Annotated in this window: 1 pseudogene; it reads right to left on the bottom strand. The window is 60.2% G+C overall.

Going from position 1 to position 294, the window contains the following annotated elements:
• Nucleotides 1-174 (bottom strand): annotated as a pseudogene (locus M2S36_RS16980) (flagellar hook-basal body complex protein FliE); the annotation flags it as partial.
• Nucleotides 175-294 lie beyond the last annotated feature (120 nt).

The raw sequence follows: 294 nt of genomic DNA, 5'->3' as shown, positions 1-294 counted from the left end.
CGAAGCCTGCTGCGTCTCATGCACCTTGCCGATGGCCTGGCCGAGCATGTCGGCAAAGGTACTCTGCCCCGGCGCCAGCTCGGGGGCTGCGGCCACCTTGGGCAGCGACATGGCATCGGCCTGCATGGCCCGCATGTCCAACATCAGACGATTGAATTCAACACCTTGGCTCATGACCCTTCTCTCTCCTGCGGCCGCATTTTTTTGACAGTCATGCGGCGAATAGCCAACCTAAAGCAACAAAGGTGCCAGCCTACAGGGCTCAGGCAACATAGCCCTGTGGGAGCGGGTTCA

The organism is Pseudomonas sp. SF2, assembly GCF_036858055.1.
GTDB lineage: Bacteria > Pseudomonadota > Gammaproteobacteria > Pseudomonadales > Pseudomonadaceae > Aquipseudomonas.
Note: the sequence above shows the minus strand (reverse complement) of the source record. Positions and strands in the feature narration are given on the sequence as shown.